The following is a 14,652-nucleotide window of genomic DNA, read 5'->3' as shown; positions in this document are numbered from 1 at the left end:
ATGACCTCAGCACCAGAACTGCATGCCTTTCTGGCCGATCTCACGGTGCGGCGCACCCGTCTGCTGGAGCTGGGCGAGAGCGATCCACACGCCGACGACCTGCGCGATCTGGCCGAGCGCATGCAGCTGGCCGACGAGGAACTGCGGGTGCAGCAAGAAGAGCTGGACGACGTCTCGCGCCGTCTGACGGCGAGCATCGCCGAGAACGAGTCGTACTTCCAGGCGTCCCCGCACGCCCGGGTGATCACCGATCTCGACGGCGGGGTGCGGCGCACCAACACCGCCGCCGACCAGCTGATCCGGCGCCGGGCCGACCGTCCCACGCGGCCGATCGCCCTCTGGTTCGAGGTCGCCGACCGGGGCCGGGTGCGCAACCTGATCGGCCGCATGCAGCGGTGCGTGCGGGCCCGCCAGGACGGCAGCGCCGCCGACCAGGGCATGCTGCGCCTGCCCGGCGGGGAACCGCGACCGGTGGTCATCGCCGTCACCACGGCCACCGACGTCCGCACCGGGGCGCCGGTGCTGCGCTGGGAGCTGCGTCCCGACCTGAAGACGCCCGACCGCCCACTACGAGTGGTCACCGACGCCCCGCCGGCCGACGAGCCGGACCGGGCGTCGTTCCCCGTGGACCGCCCGGGCCAGCTGTCCATCGCGCTGGCCGAGTCGCTGACCTCGATGGCCGGGCAGCTGGCCGGTTGCACCGACCTCGACGGGGTGCTGAAAGGCATTCTGGAGGGAGCGATCTCGATCGTCCCCGGGGCGCAGCGGGCCGCGATCACCTTGTGCCGGCGTGACGGCACCGAAGTGGCGGCCGGCAGTGACGACGCCGCGCTGGCCTGCGAACGCGCGCAACTGGCGGGTGAGCACGGGCGGGCCGAGGGCCCGGCGGCGAACGCCGTGCGCAACCACGCCACCGTGGTCGCCACGATCCCCGAGAAGACCTCCCAGTGGCCGCGTCTGGTCACCGCGGCGGCCCGTGCCGACATCCGCCGGGTGCTGGCGGTGCCGCTCAGCTACGGCGAACAGCCGCTCGGTGTGCTGAGCCTGTACTCCGCCCACCCGGACGCCTTCGGCCCGGCCGTGCGCAGCGTGGCGCCGCTGGTAGCGGTGCAGGGTGCCGTTGCCCTGCACCGGATGCAGCGGGAGGAGCACCTCCAGGTGGCCATGCGCACCCGTCAGCACATCGGCGAGGCGGTCGGCGTGCTGGTGGAACGCCACCGCATCCTGCCGGACGAGGCGTTCCGCCGCCTGGTCACCGCGTCGCAGCACCGCAACGTCAAGGTCCGGCTGATCGCCGAGGCCGTGGTGCAGACCGGACAGGACCCGGAAGACATCCAGCTGCTGTGACCCGCGACGGGTGGGCGCGCGGCACGCACTCCGCCCACCCGCCGAACCTGACCGGCCGCTCAAGCCAGGTCGGTCAGCTCACAGCACCGGCCGCCCGCCGGTCACCGCGATCCGGGCTCCCGACACGTAACTCGACTCGTCCGAGGCCAGTAGCACGTACACCGGTGCCAGTTCGGCCGGCTGCCCGGGCCGGCCCAGCGGCACGTTCCTGCCGAACTGCTCCACCGCCTCCGGCGGCATGGTGGCCGGGATCAGCGGGGTCCAGATCGGGCCCGGTGCAACGCTGTTCGCCCGGATCCCCCGGTCGCCCAGCAACCCGGCCAGCGCCGCGGTCATGTTCGCGATCCCGGCCTTGGTCACGTCGTAGGGCATCAGGTCGGGCTTGGGCGCGTCCGAGTTGACCGACGACGAGCCGATGATGCTGCCACCCGGCGGCATGTGCGGCACGGCGGCCTTGGTCAGGTGGAAGAAGGCACTGAGGTTGGTCGCGAGGGTGCGGTCCCACTCCTCGTCGGTGATGTCTTCGAGGTTCTCGTGGGTGGCCTGGAAGGCGGCGTTGTTCACCAGCACGTCGACCCGGCCGAACTCGTCCACGGCCTGCCGGACGATCGCCCGGCAGTGCGCGGGATCGGACACGTCGCCGGGGATCACCAGCACCCGGCGGCCGGCCTTGCGCACCCATTCGGCGGTGGTCGCGGCGTCGTCGTGCTCATCCAGGTACGAGAGGACGACGTCAGCGCCCTCCCGCGCGTAGGCGATGGCCACGGCGCGGCCGATGCCGCTGTCGGCCCCGGTGATCACCGCGATCTTGCCGTCGAGCCGGCCGGAGCCGCGGTAACTGTGCTCACCGTGGTCGGGTTGCGGGTCCATCGCCGCGGTGCTGCCCGGAACGTCCTGCTGCTGCGGTTTCGGGGACATGGTGTCTCCTCGCACGAAAAGAGGGGGCCGGGCGCGGGTTCTGTTCACCGCGGGCACCGTGCCTCGATCGTGCCAGTCTCCCCCACCCGCCGGGTCGCGCCAGGTGACCTGCGAACTTGCCGCGCGCCGCATCCGGTGTGGAATGGCAGACATGATCGAGGTCAAGCGTCAGGTGAAAGCCAGCCCGACCCAGGTATTCTCCGTGCTCGCCGACGGCTGGCTGTACTCCGGCTGGGTGGTCGGGGCCTCCCGCATCCGGGCGGTGGACGACACCTGGCCGGCCCCGGGCGCCAGAATCCACCATTCGGTGGGGGTCTGGCCCGCCCTGCTGAACGACACCACGCACGTGCTCGAGTGCGTGCCCGGTCAGCGCCTGGTGCTGCGGGCCAAGGGCTGGCCGATCGGCGAGGGCACCGTGTATCTCGACCTCGACCCGGCCGACGGCGGCTGCCTGGTCCGGATGCGTGAGGACGCCTCGGCCGGGCCGGGCAAGCTGGTCCCCGCCCCGGTGCGTCAGCTCAGCATCGCGCCGCGCAACACCGAGAGTCTGCGCCGGCTGGCCCTGATCGCCGAAGGACGGGTCAGCTCCTGACCCGAGCGACCCGAGCTACCCCGGCGACCCGCCCGCGCAGCACGGTGATCACCCCGGCGGTCAGGGCGCCGAGCGTGCCCAGCACCTCGTCGCCCAGGGTGTCGGTGTAGGCGGTGTCCAGCTCGGTGCCGCCCCGGATGAACGCGTAGTACTCGCCGACCTCCCAGAAGATCGCCATGATCGCGCCGATCCCACCGACCAGCAGCACGATCTCCCAGACCGGGCGCGGCCTTCCGCGAGTCACCAGCAGCCCGGCGCCGAGCCCGAGGAACATCCAGTTGACGTAGTGGTTCGCGTCGTCCCACCAGGTCACCGAGTCGTAGAGGTTCAGCGTGTTGCCGGTGACGTCGACCAGGTAGGGCAGCATGATCCAGGCGAAAGCGGCCCACGGCGGGTCGGCCCGGCGCTTCGAGGTGAACCGCCAGACCAGCGGCACGGCCAGCATCATCACCGGGTAGAGCCCCAGCCGCGCCGCGAAACCCTTGCCCTCGAACTGTTCCAGGCCGGACGCGAAGAACGTGGCCACCACCAGCTGCCCCACCGTGAGCACGAGCAGCAGGGCGCAGACCAGCGCCCCGCGCGGCCGGCCCGCGTCGTCCCCCGTTCTCGCGCCCTGCTCGGTGACCCCGGATTCGCTCATGCCGCAAGTATTACGTGATCTTGCCCCGCAAACGGGTGAAAACCCCCTGGCCTGGCCCGATGGTGCCCACTCGGGATGCGCGCCGACCGACGGCCCCTAAATTCGAAGAGGGAAACGGAACGCGAGGTTGGAGAGCCATGAGCGTGACCAACGAGAGGCCCGCGGGCGCCACTGCCGCTCCGGGGCCCGTCGCCGCCGACCATCAGAAGTCCACACCCGAGCTGGTGCAGGACCTGACCCGCCTGGTGCCGCAGCTGGCCCGGCAGGAGGTCGAGCTGGCCAAGGCCGAGCTGGCCGAGAAGGCGAAGCACGCCGGAGTCGGGGCCGGGGCCTTCGGCGGCGCCGGCCTGGTCGCCCTGTTCGGCGTCGGCACGCTGGTGGCCGCCGCGGTGATCGGCCTGGCCGAGGCCGTGCCGGCCTGGGCGTCGGCGCTGATCGTGGCCGCCGTGCTGCTCGCCGTCGCCGGTGTGATGGCCCTGGTGGGGCGCAAGCAGATTCAGCAGGCCACCCCGCCGGTGCCCAGCCAGGCGGTGGACAGCACCAAGCATGACGTCGAGGCCGTTAAGGAGAGCGCCCACCGATGAGTGACGACAACGGAAGTCGCGACACCGAGCAGATCCGCGCCGAGATCGACCACACCCGTGACGAACTCGCCGACACGGTGGAGGCGCTGGCCGCCAAGACCGACGTGAAGGGCCGGGCCACGCAGAAGGCGCACGAGGTGCAGGAGACCACCCGGGCCCGGGTGCAGACGCTCCAGGAGACCGCGAAGCACCGCGCCCAGGAGGCCCAGGAGAGTGCCAAGGTGCACGCCATGGCCGCCAAGGTGAAGGTCACCGAGCAGACTCGTCAGGTCACCGAGCAGGCCCGGCAGGTGGGCGAGCAGGCCCGGATCAAGGGCGAGGCGGTCGCCGGCCAGGCGAAGGTCAAGAGCGAGCAGGCCCGGCTGGCCGCCACCGAGCGGGCCCACTCGGCCCAGGAGACGGTGCAGCAGCAGCGTCAGGACCGGCCCTGGCTGCTGCCCGCCCTGGGCGCTGCGGCCGGCCTGCTGACCGGTGCGCTGGTCTGGCTGCGGCGGCGCCGCAACCGCTGAAACCCGTTGCCGTGATGCCCCCGTCGACCTGTCGCCGGGGGCATCACGGCCGGTGGGGCGGTAGCGGGGTGGGAGCCTCTCGCGATGGCCGCAGACCGTCGAGGACGATGCCGATCACCCGGCGGTAGGCCTCCGGCTCCCCCTTGGCCTCGCCCACCTCGATACTGCTGACCGCCGCCATGGTGAGCACGAACAGGTCGTGCGGCACCACGTCGTCCCGGATCGCCCCCGCCTCCTGGCACCGGCGCAGCATGTCGTCCAGTCCTTCCTGCACCAGACGCTGTTGCTCGTGAACGGCCTCCTCCATCCGGCTGTGCCCGGCACCCCGCGCCCAGCCGAATTTCTCGGTGTTGCCGCTGATCACGAACTCGCGAAAACCCCGGTCCCGGGCGAACTGCCGCACACCGCCCTCGAAGAACGCGACGAAACCCTGCCAGGGGTCCTCCGCCTCCATCACCCGGCGCAGCTGGTCGTGCGTGTGCCGGAACCGCACGTCGAACAGCGCCAGGATCAGTTCGTCCTTGTTGGCGAACCGCCGGTACACCGTGGCGACGCCCACCCCGGCCGTCCTCGCCACGTCCGCCAGAGTGGCGTGCAGACCCTGGGCGGCAAACACCTCACCTGCGGCGTCGAGGATCCGATCGGTGAGGGTGTGCTGCGCGTCAGCCGCTGCCGAACTGTTCACCGAACCAGCGTAGCAACGCGGAACAACTATTCCGCTACAGTTGTTGCCACCCCGGAACAGCTATTCCGCAACCCCGCACGCCCGTGAAAGGCAGATCATGACCGACCGCTCCCCCGCGGCCAGCCGGACGACCACGCTCGACGGAGAGCATCACCCCACCCCGGCCCACGGCACCTCGCGCGCCCAGTGGCTGATCCTCGGCATCATCTCCATCGCCCAGCTGATGGTGGTGCTCGACTCCACGATCGTGAACATCGCCCTGCCCGCCGCGCAGACCGACCTGGGCTTCGACGACGCCCAGCGGCAGTGGGTGGTCACGGCCTACTCGCTGGCGTTCGGCAGTCTGCTGCTGATCGGCGGCCGGCTGAACGACATGTTCGGCAGCAAGCTCGGATTCCTGGTCGGTCTGGTCGGTTTCGCTGCCGCGAGCGCCCTGGGCGGCTGGGCCCCCAGTTTCGAGGTGCTGATCGTGGCGCGCGCCGCCCAGGGTGCGTTCGGCGCCCTTCTGGCCCCCGCCGCCCTCGCCATGCTCACCGTGAGCTTCGCCGGATCGGCTGACCGGGGCAAGGCCTTCGGCATCTTCGGCGCCGTCGCCGGCTCCGGCGCCGCGGTCGGGCTGCTGCTCGGCGGCGCGCTCACCGAGTACCTGTCCTGGCGCTGGTGCCTCTACGTCAACGTGTTCTTCGCGGTGATCGCCGTGATCGGCGGCCTGCGCTTGCTGCCCGCGAACGACCGGGAGAGCGGCCGGATGTCGTTCGACTGGCCCGGTTCCGTGCTGGCCGTGGCCGGTATCTTCGGTGTGGTCTACGGTTTCGCCCGGTCCGAGACCGAGGGCTGGAGCGACGGTGTCACCCTGGCCTCGCTGATCGTCGGTGTGGTGCTGGTCATCGGCTTCGTGGTGGCCGAGCGCCTGGTGCAGCACCCGCTGCTGCCGATGCAGATCGTGCTCAACCGGGTGCGTGGCACCTCGTACCTGGTCATGCTGATCGCCGCCATAGGCATGTTCGCGGTGTTCCTGTTCGTCACCTACTACATCCAGCAGATCCTCGGCTACTCCCCGATCCAGTCCGGTTTCGCCTTCCTGCCGATGGTTTTCGCGATCGGCGTGAGCGCGCAGTTCAACGGCACCCCGGCGTTCCAGACGAAGATCGGCTCGAAGATCCAGGTCGGCGTGGGCTCGCTGCTGGCCGCCGCGGGCATGCTGCTGTTCACCGGTTTCGGCGCGGACAGCAGCTACGTCACCGCTCTGCTGCCCGGCCTGCTGCTGGCCGGTCTGGGCCTGGGCTGCATCTTCGCGGTCGCGATCGGCTCGGCCACGATCGGCGTGGAGGTGCACCAGGCCGGTGTCGCCTCCGCCACCGTGAACACCTCGCAGCAGGTGGGCGGTTCGATCGGTGTGGCGCTGCTGAGCAGCGTCTCGGCCTCCGCCGCCACGGACTACATCTCGGCGCACGCGGCCCAGGGGGTCACCCCGGCGCTCCAGGTGCAGGCCCAGCTGGCCGCGTACGACTCGGTGTTCGTCTGGTCGGCGGTGTTCTTCGCCGTCACCGCCGTGGTCGCCTTCGTGCTGTACCCGTCCCGTGCGGTCACGGCGGCGCTGGCGGCCGACAACGAGAACGTCGCGGTGCACATGTAGGGTCCGCCTGAACTGAGGACGACGGTGAGCTCGCGACGAGCTCACCGTCGTCCTCAATTTGCCGTCAGCCAAGGGCGTTGAGGCGCTTCTTGCTCAGCTTCAGCGTCTCCTGCGCCTTCAGCACGGCGTCGATCGTGCCGCCCTGACCGACCTTCTTCACCGTGGCCGTGCGGTTCTTCAGCCAGGTGGCGTCGTTCTTCAGGTAGGCCTTGCGCTGCTTGGTCGTCCTCGCCGTGTCGAAACGCTTCTTCTGGAGCGCGTCGATCTTCCTGTCCGTGCTCACGACCTTCTTCAGCACGCAGTTGGTCATCTCGATCGTGGTGCCGTCCTCGTCGCACCGGCCCACCGGCGTGGTGAACGGCTCCTTGATCTTCAGGTAGGTCAGGCCGTCGGCCGCCTTCGTCGCGGCGGCGGGCTTCTCGGCGGCCCGGGCGATTCCGGCCCCCGCCACGGCGGTCGCCGCCACGGCCACCGTCACCAGGGCGGAAGCGGTGATGGCCGGGACGTTCCGGCGGAGTGCGGTGCCCATGATGGTTCTCCCTCGTCCTGCTGCGCTGCGGTGGTCTGTCAGCGAGTGAGATGGCGGGTCCGGACCGGAAAGTTCGGGTGAGCTGGGTCACGGCCTAGCCTGGACGGGTGCGATACGGACTTGAGCTGGAGCGACTTCACCGAGGCCGAGATCCGTTCACCGCGGGCGGTTGTCGGCGACGGTGACATCGCTGTCGGAGGGCGCCGGCGCCTGGACGACGAGGAGGCCGAACGGCGCGCGGTGTCCGCCGCGGCCGCGGGCGGCGCCACCTGGTGGCTCGAATTCGTGCCTCCCACAGACGCGTCCACCATGCTCGCCGCCGTGGAACGCGGACCGATCAGGGGTTTACCCCCGGGTGCCCTCTCGACCGGCGACCCCGCCGGGCACGCGCCACCATGACCTCATGTGGGGAAAGACGCACCGAAACCCTGACCAGCACGAAGATCTGCCGGACGAGAACCCGGCCGAGTCTCCGACCCAGCTGCCCAGGCGCTCGTGGCTGCGCGTGCTGCGCGGCTCGGCCCGGGAGTTCTCCGAGGACAACCTCAGCGACTCCGCCGCATCGCTGACCTACTACGGCATCCAGGCCCTGTTCCCGGGCATCCTGGTGCTGGTGTCGCTGCTCGGGTTCCTGTCCGACGACGCCATCCAGGAGCTCAAGGACAACCTCGGCGAGGTCGTGCCCGGCACCTTCCAGAGCACGATCAACAGCATCCTCGACCAGGTCGGGAACAAGCCCGGATCAGCCGGTTTCGCGTTCGTGCTGGGTCTGGTCACGGCCCTGTGGTCGTCGTCCGGATACATCGCGGCATTCATGCGCGCCTCGAACGTGGTGTACGACATCCCCGAGGGCCGGCCGATCTGGAAGACCCTCCCCACCCGCGTGCTCACCACCCTGGTGATGCTGGTGCTGATCCTGATGGCGGCCGTGATCGTGCTGTTCACCGGCCCGCTGGCGCAGCAGGCCGGTGATCTCCTGGGGCTCGGCGACGCCGCGGTCACCACCTGGAGCATCGTGAAATGGCCTGTGCTGCTGCTGATCATGATGCTGGAGCTGGCCATCCTGTACTGGGCCGCCCCGAACGCCAAGCAGGGCTTCAGATGGGTCACGCCCGGCGGGATCCTCGCCGTCGTGCTCTGGCTGGTCGCCTCGGCCGGCTTCGGTTTCTACGTGGCCAACTTCTCCAGCTACGACGCCACCTACGGCACCTTCGCCGGGATCGTCATCTTCCTGATCTGGATGTGGATCTCGAACCTGGCCATCCTGCTGGGCGCCGAGTTCAACGCCGAGCTGGAGCGGGCCCGGGCCGAGAACGACGGTCTGCCCCGGGGCGCCGAGCCCTACGTGCGCCTGCGGGACACCAGAAAACTGGACGACGACGAGCTGGCCGAGGTCGAGGGTTCGCGACGGCACCTGCGGCCGGACCGGGGCGGTGACTCCGGCAGTGTGTGACCGGCATCCCGCGTCGAGTCAGCGTCGATTCTGCGCCCGGCCGGATGAGCACGTGACTTAAGGTTAACGAAGGGCTACGCCGTGACGATGGCTGAAGTTGACAAGTCGCTTCAGTCCGTCGCGACGCCGCAACGAGTGCGGCGGGGAGACGTGACTTACGCCCGAGAGGACGTCAATGTCTGCCGCTGTAACGCTGCCTGGGCAGGGCAACAAGAAGGCCGGTGCCTCCCCCGCCGCCTTCTTCAAGAACCTGAGCCTGCTGAAGAAGATCTTCAGCCTCATCGCGGTGGCCTCACTGCTGGCGGTGGGTATCGGCGTGATCGGGATGCGCGCGGTCAATGCCGTGCAGTCCACCAGTGACCACATCGTCTCGGTCACCGCCAAGCGCGACACCACAGCGCTGGAGGCCCGACTGGCCTTCGCCAGCCTGCGCCGCAACATCATGGTCGCCGCCCTCACCACCGGCGAGACCTCGAAGACCGCTCAGGAAGACGTCGCGACCAGCTTCGACGAGATGTCGGCCAAGCTCGACGCGCTGAAGGCGAGTGGGCTGGACAGCGCGGACACCGCCCTGCTGGAGCAGGACGTCACCGACCTGGCCACGGTCAAGGGCCTGTACACCGACAACATCCTGCCGGTGATCAGCCAGAACGACCTGACCGGCGTGCAGTACCGGGCCCTGGGCACCTACATCGCCGGTGATTTCGCCACGGCCGCCACCAAGGTGTCCGACGGCCTGAACAAGCTGGGCAGCAACGCCGCCGACGACATGAGCACCGAGGCGGCCGACGCCAAGAGCTCGGCCGAGAGCCAGATCGTGCAGTCCTGGATCATCACCGCCGTCGGCCTGCTGATCATGGTCGGCTTCGGCTTCTGGATCGCCCGCCTGATCGTGGCGGCCGTCGGCCGGGTGCGTGACGGCCTGGTCGCCCTGGCCGACGGTGACCTCACCCAGAGTGTGCCGGTGACCAGCAACGACGAGGTCGGCGAGATGTCCGCGGCGCTGAACCGCGCCAGCACCTCGCTGCGCTCGGCGATGGAGGATATCCGCACCAACTCGGTCACCCTGTCGGGCAGCGCCGAGGAGCTCAGCGCGGTGTCGGCCCAGGTGGCCTCCAACTCCGAGGAGACCTCGGCCCAGGCGATGAGCCTGAGCGCCACCTCGTCGCAGGTGTCGGGCAACGTGCAGACGGTCGCGGCCGGCACCGAGGAGATGTCGGCCAGCATCCGCGAGATCGCGAACTCCTCGGCCGAGGCGGCCCGGGTGTCGGCCGGTGCGGCCACCGAGGCGGCCACCGCCACCGAGACCGTGGGCAAGCTGGGTGCCTCCAGCGAGGAGATCGGCAACGTGGTCAAGACCATCACCACGATCGCCGAGCAGACCAACCTGCTGGCCCTGAACGCCACCATCGAGGCCGCCCGCGCCGGGGACGCCGGCAAGGGCTTCGCGGTGGTCGCCGAGGAGGTCAAGCAGCTGGCGCAGGAGACCGCCCGGGCCACCGAGGACATCAGCCACCGGGTGGAGACGATCCAGGCCGACACCCGGGCCGCGGTCGAGGCGATCGACCGGATCACCCGGACGATCGAGGACGTGAACTCCTACCAGACCACGATCGCCTCGGCCGTGGAGGAGCAGACCGCGGTGACCTCCGAAATCGCCCGCAGCATCGACGAAACCGCTCGTGCGGCGTCGCGGATCTCGTCGGATGTGGACGCGGTGTCGAACGCGGCCCAGTCGTCCAGCACGGGTATCTCCGAGGCGCAGCGGGCGGCCGGGGACCTGGCCCAGGTGGCCGGTGGGCTGAACGAGCTGGTGGGTCGCTTCAAGATCTGACCGGGAACCGAACGAACGACGGCGCCGGGCTCACTGCGAACCCGGCGCCGTTCTCGTGCGCCGGGACACCTGCCGCACCAGGCCCACCGCCGCGTGCATGCCGTAACGATTCTCGAGAATCGCAAGGATGTCGGCGACCTCGTGCCGCGGACCGTGCTGCCCCGAGCGACGTGCCATCTCCTCCAGCGCCAGCACCGCCCGCGCCGGGTCGACGGAGACCGTGTTGTAGGCGAACTCGGCCGGCGGAAGCACCTGCAAGGAGCGCGGAAGCCGTTCGGGTGGGAAGTCTTTCAGATTGTGCGTGACCAGCACTCCAGCAGAGGCCAGCACCGCTGCCGCGGCGACGTGCTCGTCGTTCGGGTCCGGAAGCCCGAATGTGCCCTCCAGGTCTTCCCATCCGGACACCTCGGCATCCGGGAAGCAGGAGCCCATGAAGGAGATGAGCCGCTCTCCCCGCGCCCGCGCCTGGTCGCGGGGAACTCCGCGACCTTCCAGCTTGACCCTCTCGTGATGGCCGAGCTCTGCCAGGATCGCGCTGCTCCAGGCCGGACGATAGAGATGCTCAAAAGCCAGTGACAGCAGGAAGTCCCGCTGTCGACTCGGCCACAGTACGCATGTATCCAGAAGTGCCGTGAACACTGGAACCATCCCCCGATCAATTCCCGTTTTCCCGAATAATACCGGCTATTCAGGAATCAAAACGGTCACTCCCGATCGGGCCGCCGGCGCCGCGAGGCCACCGCCTTCCGCGCCTCGCGGAGGCGCCTCAGCACGACATCGGGCTGCTCGTCGTCGTCATCGGACCCCAGGGCGGCCAGGGCGTCGTACCGCTCCTCACGCCGCTGCTTGCGGTAGGCCAGCAGGTCGCGCAGAAGAATTCGCCGATGTGTGCCGACCCGCTCGAACGGAATCCGCTCGGCGTCGAGCAGTTTGATCACGGTCGGGCGGCTGACCCCGAGCAGGTCTGCCGCCTGCTGCGTGGTCAGCGTCATGGTCTGCGGGATCACCGTGACGGCGAGGTCCGCCCGCATGGCCTCCACCACCTGTCGCAGCACGAGATACACCTCGTGCGGCAGCTCGACACCCTCCTCGCCACCGGGCCCGGTCAGTCGGCACCGGACGTCGCCCGCCCCGCCCGGAGACGGGGCGTGGGCAGCCATGAAGGCATGTACCCGGGCCAGTTGCGGGCCGCTGCTGGGCAGATAGGTCTCTCGGTTCAGCTGCACGGTCATTCGCCGCCCCCTTCAACGCAACAAACGTAATCGCTTTCGTTTCTTGCGTCCAGCTCGTTCCGGCCGAATCACATCGCCCGCCGGGGAAGTCCGACCCCTCCGCCACGGTTCACCGCAGCATGAGCCTTCTCTTCTCCCCGCTCACCCTGCGCGGCGTGACCGTGCCGAACCGCGCCTGGGTGTCACCGATGTGTCAGTACTCCAGCGAGAAGGGCCGCCCCACGGACTGGCACCTGGTGCACCTGGGCAGCCTGGCCCGGGGCGGGGCCGGCCTGGTGATCCAGGAGGCCACCGCCGTGGTGCCGGAGGGCCGGATCTCGCCGGAGGACGCCGGGATCTGGAACGACACCCAGGCCGCGGACTACGAGCGGATCACCCGCTTCATCCGGGAACAGGGATCGGTGCCGGGCATCCAGCTGGCGCACGCCGGGCGCAAGGCATCCACATACGCCCCGTGGCGGGGCAGGGGCTCGGTGCCGGTGTCGGAGGGCGGCTGGAAGACCGTCGCCCCCTCCGAGAACGCCTTCGGCCGCTACGACGTGCCCGCCGAGATCCCCGTGGCCGAGATCCCCGCCCTGGTGCAGGCCTGGGTGGACGCCGCCCGGCGGGCGCTCGCGGCCGGGTTCGAGGTGCTGGAGATCCACGCCGCGCACGGCTACCTGCTGCACCAGTTCCTCTCGCCGGTGAGCAACCTGCGCACCGACTCCTACGGCGGGGATCTGGCCGGCCGCTCCCGGCTGCTGATCGAGATCGTCGACGCCGTGCGGGCCGCCGTCCCCGACGCCACGCCGTTGTTCGTGCGGGTCAGCGCCACCGACTGGGTGCCGGGCGGGCTGGACGTGGACGAGGTGGCGCAGGTGGCCGTCACGCTGAAGGAGCACGGCGTGGACCTGGTGGACGTCTCCACCGGCGGCAACCACCCCGACCAGAAGATCACCCTGGGCCCGGGCTACCAGGTACCGTTCGCCCGGCAGATCAAGGAGACCAGCGGGCTGCCCACTGCCGCCGTCGGCCTGATCACCGAGCCGAAGCAGGCCGAGCAGATCCTCGCCGAGGGTTCCGCCGACGCGGTCCTGCTGGCCCGGGTGCTGCTGCGCGAGCCCAGCTGGCCGCAGCGCGCGGCGCACGAGCTGGGCGACGACATCGCCTGGCCGCCGCAGTACGACCGGGGTCGTCCCGCGCGCTGAGCGAGCTCCGATGATGGACGGCGCCGGCCGCGAACGACCGGCGCCGTCCATCATTTTTGCCCCACGACTGAGCCGGACGTGTGTGGAATGCACCACGGGTCATCACAATTCGTGACCGTCCAATTCTTGCGCGGAGCGTGACAGAGCCAGCGCACAGGGCAGGAACTGGGGAAATCTGCTGTGCCATAGCCCACAGGGACGCCATTCAGCTTGCTTAGCGTAGTCGCGGCCCGATAAGACCACTCGGGGTATTGAAGACGGCATCAGTTGGGCGCTAACTGCGCCGACAACAAAGCTGAGATCCACGGCTGGAGTCCAGTGCCCCGGACCGGCCCCGGCGCCGACGCAGTTCGCTCCACAGATTCAGCCCTCGTGGCCGAAAGGAAACGCACCGTGAGCAACCTGGACACTGTCCTCAAGGAAGCCATGCAGATCGACGGCGCCATCGGTGTCGCCCTCGTCGACTACACCAGCGGCATGACCCTGGGCCAGGCCGGCGGCGCCGTCCTGGACCTCGAGGTGGCCGCCGCGGGTAACACCGAGGTCGTCCGGTCCGAGATGCGCACCATGGAGTCCCTGGGCATGCGTGAGGGCATCCAGGACATCCTGATCACCCTGAACACCCAGTACCACCTGATCCGGCTGATCTCCGGCCAGGGCGGCCAGGGGCTCTTCCTCTACATGGCCCTCGACAAGGGCCGCGCGAACCTGGCCCTGGCCCGGCACAAGCTGGCCAACCTGGAGCGCAACATCCAGATCTGAGCCCGTCGCACGGGTGATGGACGGCGCCGGGCCGGCACGGCCGGCGCCGTCCATCGTTTTGCCGTGATCCTGCACGGCGGCTGCACCCGGCGAATTGCAAGATCAGGAAACTGAATTCGCACTGCCCCAAGCGGGTGAGGACGCAGCGCGACGGCCGACTTCCCGGGACCAAAGTCCCTACGCAGCGAGCGCACGCGCCGTCACCGTGAGCAGTGGCCGGGCAACGGGTGTCGGGGATGCGGGAGCCTGGTCACGTTCGGTGATGCCCCACCAGAGCTTCTCCCAGTGTGTTCCATCGGAAGGAAACCAGCGTGTCCAACATCGAGATCGTCCTCAAGGAAGCCATGCAGATCGACGGTGCCATCGGCGCCGCGCTCGTGGACTACACCAGCGGCATGACGCTGGGTCAGGCCGGGGGCAACAACGCCCTGAACCTCGAGGTGGCCGCGGCGGGCAACACCGAGATCGTGCGGGCCAAGATGCGGACGATGGAGTCGCTGCGGCTGCGCGAGAGCATCGAGGACATCCTGATCACCCTGGACACCCAGTACCACCTGATCCGGCTGATCGCGGGCCCGCAGGGCAACGGCCTGTTCCTCTACATGGCCCTCGACAAGCGCCGCGCCAACCTGGCTCTGGCCCGGCACAAGCTGGCCAACCTGGAGCGCACCATCGAGATCTGAGCACCCCTTCCCAACCAGGGACGGCGCCGGCCCCTCAGATCGGCGCCGTTCCCGCGTCCCG

General features: G+C 69.6%; 17 protein-coding genes. 11 read left to right on the top strand and 6 right to left on the bottom strand.

Annotation, left to right across the window (positions count from 1 at the left end; all coding sequences use genetic code 11):
• Nucleotides 1-1,347: an ANTAR domain-containing protein gene (locus KIH74_RS11835; protein ID WP_214155916.1), complete on the top strand. Its 1,347-nt coding sequence runs from the start codon at nt 1-3 to the stop codon at nt 1,345-1,347.
• 78 nt (nt 1,348-1,425) lie between these two features.
• On the opposite strand, the gene KIH74_RS11830 is transcribed toward KIH74_RS11835, so the two are convergent.
• A complete protein-coding gene (locus tag KIH74_RS11830) occupies nt 1,426-2,265 on the bottom strand; it encodes a glucose 1-dehydrogenase (protein ID WP_214155915.1) in 840 nt (279 codons plus the stop codon).
• A 151-nt stretch (nt 2,266-2,416) separates the two neighbouring features.
• Between KIH74_RS11830 and KIH74_RS11825 the strand changes: the two genes are divergently transcribed.
• Nucleotides 2,417-2,857, top strand: a complete 441-nt coding sequence (locus KIH74_RS11825; protein ID WP_214155914.1) for an SRPBCC family protein — start codon at nt 2,417-2,419, stop codon at nt 2,855-2,857.
• Here KIH74_RS11825 and KIH74_RS11820 read toward each other — a convergent pair.
• Nucleotides 2,847-3,497 carry a hypothetical protein gene (locus tag KIH74_RS11820; RefSeq protein WP_246572177.1) on the bottom strand — a complete coding sequence of 217 codons (651 nt, stop codon included), beginning with the start codon at nt 3,495-3,497 and terminating at the stop codon, nt 2,847-2,849. The two genes, KIH74_RS11825 and KIH74_RS11820, sit on opposite strands and share 11 nt — an antisense overlap.
• A 137-nt stretch (nt 3,498-3,634) precedes the next feature.
• Here KIH74_RS11820 and KIH74_RS11815 point away from each other — a divergent pair, with 137 nt between their 5' ends.
• Together KIH74_RS11815 and KIH74_RS37630 are read left to right on the top strand one after the other, a co-directional pair.
• Nucleotides 3,635-4,081, top strand: a complete 447-nt coding sequence (locus tag KIH74_RS11815) for a phage holin family protein (RefSeq protein ID WP_214155913.1) — start codon at nt 3,635-3,637, stop codon at nt 4,079-4,081.
• Entirely contained in the window at nt 4,078-4,590 is a 513-nt protein-coding gene (locus tag KIH74_RS37630; protein ID WP_214155912.1) for a DUF3618 domain-containing protein, read from the top strand. The genes KIH74_RS11815 and KIH74_RS37630 overlap by 4 nt, the downstream gene beginning before the upstream one ends.
• 43 nt (nt 4,591-4,633) lie before the next feature.
• Here KIH74_RS37630 and KIH74_RS11805 read toward each other — a convergent pair whose 3' ends face one another.
• Nucleotides 4,634-5,275: a TetR/AcrR family transcriptional regulator gene (locus tag KIH74_RS11805; RefSeq protein ID WP_214155911.1), complete on the bottom strand. Its 642-nt coding sequence runs from the start codon at nt 5,273-5,275 to the stop codon at nt 4,634-4,636.
• A 97-nt stretch (nt 5,276-5,372) separates the two neighbouring features.
• On the opposite strand from KIH74_RS11805, the gene KIH74_RS11800 reads away from it, so the two are divergent.
• Entirely contained in the window at nt 5,373-6,911 is a 1,539-nt protein-coding gene (locus KIH74_RS11800; protein WP_214155910.1) for an MFS transporter, read from the top strand.
• A gap of 64 nt (nt 6,912-6,975) precedes the next feature.
• On the opposite strand, the gene KIH74_RS11795 is transcribed toward KIH74_RS11800, so the two are convergent.
• Complete coding sequence (locus tag KIH74_RS11795; protein WP_214155909.1) at nt 6,976-7,440, bottom strand: lysozyme inhibitor LprI family protein; 465 nt, start codon at nt 7,438-7,440, stop codon at nt 6,976-6,978.
• Between the two features lie 120 nt (nt 7,441-7,560).
• Between KIH74_RS11795 and KIH74_RS11790 the strand changes: the two genes are divergently transcribed.
• From KIH74_RS11790 to KIH74_RS11780, 3 genes are all read left to right on the top strand, one after another.
• On the top strand, nt 7,561-7,839 hold the full coding sequence (locus KIH74_RS11790) for a hypothetical protein (protein WP_214155908.1): 279 nt from the start codon (nt 7,561-7,563) through the stop codon (nt 7,837-7,839).
• 4 nt (nt 7,840-7,843) lie between these two features.
• Nucleotides 7,844-8,893, top strand: coding sequence for a YihY/virulence factor BrkB family protein (locus KIH74_RS11785; protein ID WP_214155907.1), 1,050 nt, complete (start codon nt 7,844-7,846; stop codon nt 8,891-8,893).
• 175 nt (nt 8,894-9,068) lie between these two features.
• Nucleotides 9,069-10,727 carry a methyl-accepting chemotaxis protein gene (locus KIH74_RS11780; RefSeq protein ID WP_214155906.1) on the top strand — a complete coding sequence of 553 codons (1,659 nt, stop codon included), beginning with the start codon at nt 9,069-9,071 and terminating at the stop codon, nt 10,725-10,727.
• 30 nt (nt 10,728-10,757) lie between these two features.
• Here the strand turns inward: KIH74_RS11780 and KIH74_RS11775 are convergent, their stop codons facing one another.
• Complete coding sequence (locus KIH74_RS11775) at nt 10,758-11,366, bottom strand: PIN domain-containing protein (protein WP_214155905.1); 609 nt, start codon at nt 11,364-11,366, stop codon at nt 10,758-10,760.
• A 65-nt stretch (nt 11,367-11,431) separates the two neighbouring features.
• Complete coding sequence (locus KIH74_RS11770; RefSeq protein WP_214155904.1) at nt 11,432-11,959, bottom strand: helix-turn-helix domain-containing protein; 528 nt, start codon at nt 11,957-11,959, stop codon at nt 11,432-11,434.
• Nucleotides 11,960-12,078: 119 nt separating this feature from the next.
• Here KIH74_RS11770 and KIH74_RS11765 point away from each other — a divergent pair, with 119 nt between their 5' ends.
• From KIH74_RS11765 to KIH74_RS11755, 3 genes are all read left to right on the top strand, one after another.
• A complete protein-coding gene (locus tag KIH74_RS11765; RefSeq protein WP_214155903.1) occupies nt 12,079-13,146 on the top strand; it encodes an NADH:flavin oxidoreductase/NADH oxidase in 1,068 nt (355 codons plus the stop codon).
• A 393-nt stretch (nt 13,147-13,539) separates the two neighbouring features.
• A complete protein-coding gene (locus KIH74_RS11760) occupies nt 13,540-13,908 on the top strand; it encodes a hypothetical protein (protein ID WP_214155902.1) in 369 nt (122 codons plus the stop codon).
• A gap of 311 nt (nt 13,909-14,219) precedes the next feature.
• On the top strand, nt 14,220-14,591 hold the full coding sequence (locus tag KIH74_RS11755; protein WP_214155901.1) for a hypothetical protein: 372 nt from the start codon (nt 14,220-14,222) through the stop codon (nt 14,589-14,591).
• Nucleotides 14,592-14,652 lie beyond the last annotated feature (61 nt).

Source organism: Kineosporia corallincola (assembly GCF_018499875.1).
GTDB classification, from domain to species: domain Bacteria; phylum Actinomycetota; class Actinomycetes; order Actinomycetales; family Kineosporiaceae; genus Kineosporia; species Kineosporia corallincola.
The sequence above is the reverse complement of the archived record's forward strand: the minus strand, read 5'-3'. Positions and strand labels throughout refer to the sequence as shown.